The sequence below is a fragment of the Planomonospora corallina genome (genome assembly GCF_042650625.1).
In the GTDB taxonomy this organism is placed as follows: Bacteria; Actinomycetota; Actinomycetes; order Streptosporangiales; family Streptosporangiaceae; genus Planomonospora_B; species Planomonospora_B corallina.
Genome location: NZ_JBHSBM010000014.1, coordinates 1 through 5,195, shown reverse-complemented (window position 1 = coordinate 5,195; position 5,195 = coordinate 1). Strand labels below are relative to the sequence as shown.

At 74.0% G+C, this 5,195-nt stretch carries 3 protein-coding genes; 2 read left to right on the top strand and 1 reads right to left on the bottom strand.

Annotated elements, in window-relative coordinates; all coding sequences use genetic code 11:
- Window positions 1–146 precede the first annotated feature (146 nt).
- On the bottom strand, window positions 147–2,339 hold the full coding sequence (locus ACFOWE_RS10960) for an ATP-binding protein (protein WP_377287139.1): 2,193 nt from the start codon (window positions 2,337–2,339) through the stop codon (window positions 147–149).
- Window positions 2,340–2,514: 175 nt separating this feature from the next.
- On the opposite strand from ACFOWE_RS10960, the gene ACFOWE_RS10955 reads away from it, so the two are divergent.
- Together ACFOWE_RS10955 and ACFOWE_RS10950 are read left to right on the top strand one after the other, a co-directional pair.
- Window positions 2,515–3,756: an EAL and HDOD domain-containing protein gene (locus ACFOWE_RS10955; protein ID WP_377287138.1), complete on the top strand. Its 1,242-nt coding sequence runs from the start codon at window positions 2,515–2,517 to the stop codon at window positions 3,754–3,756.
- 294 nt (window positions 3,757–4,050) lie between these two features.
- Window positions 4,051–5,195: histidine kinase N-terminal 7TM domain-containing protein (locus tag ACFOWE_RS10950; protein ID WP_377287137.1), on the top strand; the 1,145-nt coding region annotated here is incomplete at its 3' end.

The window sequence follows — 5,195 nt, the reverse complement described above, 5'->3', positions numbered from 1 at the left end:
CCTCCGCAGCAGCGCGTCGGCCGGGGGCCGGTCCGTTTCCGGCACCGGGAGGCGTCGTGCCGGTCCCTCGGCGTGCTCCGCCGGTGTCCTGCCCCGGGGCGGGTCCCCCGCGGCAGGACACCGGCCCGTTCCGGCCCCCGCGCCCCTCACGGCGCGGCGGGCAGGGTGAAACGGAAGCGGGTGCCGCCGCCGGGGTTCGGCGCGGCGTGGATGGCGCCGCCGTGGCGCTCCACGATCCGCCGGCAGATCGCCAGGCCCAGCCCGCTGCCGCCGTACCCGCCGCCGCCGTGGGCGCGGTGGAAGTTCTCGAAGACCGCCTCGTGCTGCCCGGCGGGGATGCCGATGCCGCGGTCGGCCACCTCGACCCGGACCCGTCCCTCCTCCGCCTGCGCGGACGTGACGGTGATGTCCGGCGCGGTGCCGGGCGCCACGTACTTGACGGCGTTGCCGATCAGGTTGTCCAGCAGCTGGCGCAGGAGCGCGGGGTCGGCCAGGACCCGGTGCGGGGCGTCGACGTGGAACCGCGGCCCGGGCCGGCCGGCCCTGCGCGCCGCCACGTCGTCCCCGCGCAGCGCGACGACCTCCCGCACGGCCTCCGCCACCGCGACGGGCGCCGGGGACAGAGGCGCGTCACGGGCGACGGCGTGGGTGAGCAGGTCGCCGATCAGGTTGCGCATGCGGGCGGAGGCCGTACGGATCCGGGTGACGCTCTCCGCGATCATCTCCGGGGTCTCGCCGGGCAGCTCCTCGGCCGTCTCGGCCAGCACGTCGGTCCAGCCCTCGACGGCCGTCAGCGGGTTGCGCAGGTCGTGGGCGACGACCCCGGCGAACGCGGCCAGCTCGTCGCGGTCGCGGCGCTCGGCGGTGACGTCGTGGAAGACCACCACGGCCGCCTCCCCGGCGTCCGCGGTGGGGGGCAGGCGGGTCGCGCTGACGCTGAAGACCCGGCCCTCGGGCAGCATCGGGTTGCGCACGAACATGTCCATGTCGGTCACCTCCTCCCCCGCCAGGGCCCGCCGGTACGGCAGCTCCTCGTCCGTCATGGGCCTGCCGTCGGGATGGAACAGCCCGAAGCGCTCGGGGTCGATGCCCGCCTCGGGGACCGCCCCGTCCCCGGTCACGACCAGGTCCGAGGGCGGGACGGCGGCCGCGCCCATCGCGTCGAGCAGATCCCCGGCGGCGCGGTTGCGCATGACGATCCGCCCGCGCGCGTCGATCACCACCAGCCCGTCGTGCATCGAGTCCACGATCGTGGCCAGGAGGCGCGCCTGCGCCGAGGCCGCCTCCTCGGCGGAGGCGACCCGCCGCAGCAGCCGCCGGTGCTCGTCACGGCCGAGCGCCAGCACCAGCCCGACCACGGTGACCATCGCGACGAAGGACTGCGCCACCAGCGCCCGGACGCCGGGCGGGCCGATCATGGCGAACGGGCCGTTCCCGTGCAGGGTGTACAGGATCGCGACCGTGCCGACGGCCAGGTTGTGCACCGCGACGAAGGGCGTCGGGAAACGCACGCCCGCCCAGACCGTCACCACGAGCAGCGGGAACGCCAGCGGCAGGCCGTGGGCCGCGCCGAAGCCCACCACGTACGCGGCGGCGGAGGCCGCCAGCAGGGCGGCGTACTCGACCGCCCGCCAGCCCGAGGCGCGCCGCAGCTCGGCCCGTACGGCGGACCAGACGGCGGACCAGACGGCGGACCAGGGGGAGGCCGCGCCGCCGGCGTCCGGGCCGAACCGGGAGGCCAGGCAGAGCCCCGTCCCGGCGACCAGCACGGTGCCCACGAGGTTGCGGGTGAACCACACCGCGCCGGTCAGCGCCGACCACCGGTCACCGATCATCCAGACCGCGACCGGGCCGAAGGCCGCCGAGCAGAGCGCGCCCCCTCCCGCGGCCAGCAGCAGCCGCCACAGCTGCCGCACCCGGTCGAGCCTGCCCAGCCAACTGGAGGACCACCACTCCGGGAACAGCCACGCGCACAGCAGCACGAACGCCCACACCTGCAGCAGATTGCCCACCACGAAGGTGAGGGCGAGCACCGGCGGGGCACCGGTCCACAGATTGACGGCGAACGTCACCGCCGCGAGGGCGGCCGTGTCCGGCCAGCGCGGCCGTACGTGCCGCTGCGCCAGGAACCACAGGGCCGCCACCCCCGCGGCGGGCCACACCAGGCTCAGCACGACCCCCTCGATGAGGGTCAGCCGCCCGGCGAGCACCGCCAGCGCGTACAGCACGGAGAACAGGGCCGTACGGCGCAGCGCGGCGGCCCGGGGCACCACCCGCCGGCCGTCCCGCCCGGGTGGCTCCGCCCCGGCGGGCGGCTCCGCCGCCGCACGCGCTGTCACACGCGCTCTCCTCCCCCGCGGGCCCGGACGGGTAACGGTTCCCGGGCCCGAACGGGCGGTTCCGTGCCCGCAGCGGACCCGGTCGGGTAGCGTGCCGTCCTTACTCTGAGAGACGCACCTCTCATTTACCCCGGAGATTTCTCACATGCAGCCGTGGCCGGACGATGAATGGGGTATGCATCCCGCCGAAGCGCCGGTCGAGAGCGGCTGGCACCGCATCCACATCGGCCGCCAGCCGATCCACGACAGCGAGGGCGCCCTTGTCGCGTACGAGCTGTTGTTCCGGTCGCACCCCCAGGCCAAGGGTGCCACCGCGCGCGGAGCCGAGGCGACCAGCCAGGTCATCGTCAACGCGTTCAGCGAGTTCGGACTGGAGCGGCTGGCGGGGCCGCACCTGTGCTTCATCAACCTCACCAGGGAGTTCCTCGTCGGGGAGCTGCCCCTGCCCTTCGACTCGGGCTCCGTCGTGCTGGAGGTCCTGGAGACCGTCACCATCGACGAGCAGGTGATCGAGGGCGTGCGCGCGCTGGCGGAGCAGGGCTTCGCCATCGCGCTCGACGACTTCGTGGGCAACGGCCACGAGCGCCTGCTGGAGGTCGCCTCCTACGTCAAGCTCGAGGTCTCCGGGATCGACCCCGAGCTGCTGCGCGAGCGCGTCAAGGCCTGCCGCGCCTACAAGCACGTGCACCTGGTGGCCGAGCGGCTGGAGACCGAGGAGGATCTGGCGCTGGCGCGGGGGCTCGGGTTCGACTTCTTCCAGGGCTACCTGCTGGGCCGGCCCCGGGTGCTCTCCCTCGACACGCTGGAGCCCAGCCGGCTCCGCCACCTGGAGCTGATCAGCAAGCTCACCGACGAGGCCACCGACTTCCAGGAGATCACCGAGATCATCACCTGCGACCCGGCCCTGTCGTACCGCGTCCTGCGCGCCGCGAACTCCGCCGCGGCCGGCCTGTGGCAGCAGATCTCGTCGATCAACGACGCGGTCGTGATCCTGGGCACCCGGCGGCTGCGGCACTGGGTGACGCTGATGCTCCTCAGCGACGTGGTCGGCGCCGACGCGGGCCAGGAGGTCGACAACGACCGCATGTCCCACGTCCTGATGCGGGCCCGGCTCTGCCAGCTGCTGTCCCGGTCGCTCGGCCTGCCCAGCGACAAGGCGTTCACCGTGGGACTGCTGAGCGGCATCGCCGACCTGCTGGGCGTGCACCCGGAGGACCTGATCGCCCACCTGTCGCTCAGCAGCGACGTGTCGGGCGCGATCGTCGACGCGAGCGGCCCGCTCGGCAACGTGGTCAGCACCGCCCGCGCCTACGAGTCCGGGCTGCTGCCCGAGTCCGCCACCGACGGCTCGGACGACCTCGCGCACGCCTACCTGAGGGCCGTCGACTGGTCGATGAACATCATCAGCAACGTCTGACCTCCCCCGGCGGCCCCGCCGCCCCGCGCCGCCCCGGCCGCGCGCTCCCGCCCCGTCGGCGGTGGGGCGCCGCCGGGGCGGCGCCGTTCAGGAGCCGGGCACCGGACGCCGGCCGGAGGTCGGGCGCCGTTCAGGAGCCGGATGCCGGGACCGGGCCGCCGGTCCGGCCAAGCACCCGGAGTGCTCTTCAGCACACTTTCCGTGAGCGACCGGGCGGTGAATCACTCATGTCGAGCCGGGTCCGTGCCGATGGGAAGCCAGCGGCAAGGCCACGGCAGGAGAGGAGGCAACGGGATGGGAGAGCCGTTACTGGCCCTGGTCTTCATCCTGTCGGCCCTCATGTCCTTCGCCGTGACGGTGGTCAGCCGGCGCCGGCGGCACGTCGCGCCCGCGGTCGGCGCGCTGGCGGTGGTCGCCGCCGCCATCGGCACCTGGTCGGCGGTCGACGGCCTCAGCCTCCTCGACCCCCGCATCGAGCCCCTGCTCCCGGTGCTGGTCGTCAAGTTCCTCGCCGTCTGCGCCATGCCCGCGGGCGTCTACGGCCTGTCGCTGGCCGTGGTCGACCGCACCTGGCGGCTGACCCGCCGCCTGGTGCTGGTGCTGGCGGTCGAGCCCGCGCTCGTCGTGCTCGCCCTGCTGACCAACTCCCGCCACCACTGGTTCCTCACCAGCATGAGGACGGTCGAACTGCAGGGCGGCGCCGACGGCCACGCCGGCCCGCTGTTCTGGGTGCACACCGGCTACAGCTACGTCGTGCTGGCCGTCGCCCTCGCCCACCTGCTGCAGGCGTGGCTGCGCGGCCCCCGCGCCCAGCGCGGCCTGTACGGTTCCATCCTGCTGGCGACCCTGCCGCCCCTGACGCTCAACGTCGTCAGCACGTTCGGCATCGCGGACGTCGAGTACCTGACGCCGGTCGGCTTCTGCCTGACGACGGTCATCATCCACTGGTCGCTGGTACGGCGCTCGCTGCACGAGCTGGTGCCGGTGGAGCGCACCCACGTCTTCGACATGCTCAGCGACATGGTCATGACGATCGACGACACCGGCCGCATCCTCGACGCCAACCCCTCGGCCGAGCGCCTGCTCCGCCAGCTGGCCCCGGACCTCCCCGCGAGCCTGTCGGGTGTCGCGGGCACCGGGATCTTCGGCCACGTGCCGCTCAGCGACGGCATGGAGCTCGACCACACGGTGACCGATCCCGAGGGCCGGCGGATCGACCTGAACGTGCGCGTCACCGCCCTGCACGACAACCGCGGCCACACCGTCGGCTGGGCCTTCGTCGGCCGCGACGTCACCGCCCTCAACGACCAGCACCGCGCCCTCCAGCACGCCAACCGGCAACTACGCGACCAGGTCGCCACCATCGAGGCCCTGCGCGCCGATCTGGCCGAGCAAGCCGTCCGCGACGCCCTCACCGGCCTGCACAACCGCCGCCACCT

Bases quoted from the DNA above. Each gene is read 5' to 3' on its own strand.
- ACFOWE_RS10955 (WP_377287138.1), top strand. From the start codon at position 2,515: ATGCATCCCGCCGAAGCGCCGGTCGAGAGCGGCTGGCACCGCATCCAC.